This window comes from Streptomyces sp. NTH33 (assembly GCF_003236365.1).
GTDB lineage: Bacteria > Actinomycetota > Actinomycetes > Streptomycetales > Streptomycetaceae > Streptomyces.
On the sequence record NZ_POTZ01001046.1, the window covers coordinates 1 to 699 of the forward strand.

Sequence of the window (699 nt, forward strand, 5' to 3'; positions counted from 1 at the left end):
GCTTCGGTCCGGACTTCGGTCGTGGCGGCGGTCGGGGTGGTGAGTTCGAGCACGGCCCGGGCGGCATCCGCAACATCGTGGCCCTGCCCGGCGCGATCGCCCGCGGCGGGCAGCTGTCGGTCGCGGTCGAAGGCTGCCGCAACGGCGGCGTCGTGGAGTCGCGCGCCTTCCCGAGGACGCCGCTGAGGCCGGTCAACGCCTTCGGTGAGAGGGCGAGGGGCATCGCGACCGTCCGCGAGAACATCCACCCCGGGACGTACGCCATCAGGGCCGAGTGCGACGGCCGGAGGCTGGTCCGCCCGGGGGCCTTCACCGTCGTCGGCGGGGTCCGGGGCGGCGTCGGCGGCGGCACCGTCACCGGTGCCGCACCGGCCGACATGGCCATCGGCGGCGGTCTGCTGGCCGCGGGCACCGTCGGCGGCGGCGTGTTCTGGCTGCGCCGCCGCACCGGCAAACGCGTCTGACCGCGCCCGCCACGGTCTTTGGGATCCGGCCTCCGCCCGCGCGGAGGCCGGATCCCTTCATAGGCCACAAGGCCTTCGCCCCGGAGCTGGAGAGGTCCGGGGCGAAAGCCTGTGCCGAGGAAGGGGCGCCGTCAGGCGGCGCTCCCTTCCTCGCCGGTGCGGCGGCGGGAGAGGTAGTACGCCGCGCCGACCGAGCCGGCGACGAGCGCGGTGCCCATTCCGACCTCTTTGAGGT

Annotated in this window: 1 protein-coding gene; it reads left to right on the forward strand. The window is 75.3% G+C overall.

Annotation, left to right across the window (positions count from 1 at the left end):
• A partial coding sequence (locus C1I97_RS38370; protein ID WP_309147872.1) for a hypothetical protein occupies positions 1-464 on the forward strand: 464 nt, incomplete at its 5' end.
• Positions 465-699 lie beyond the last annotated feature (235 nt).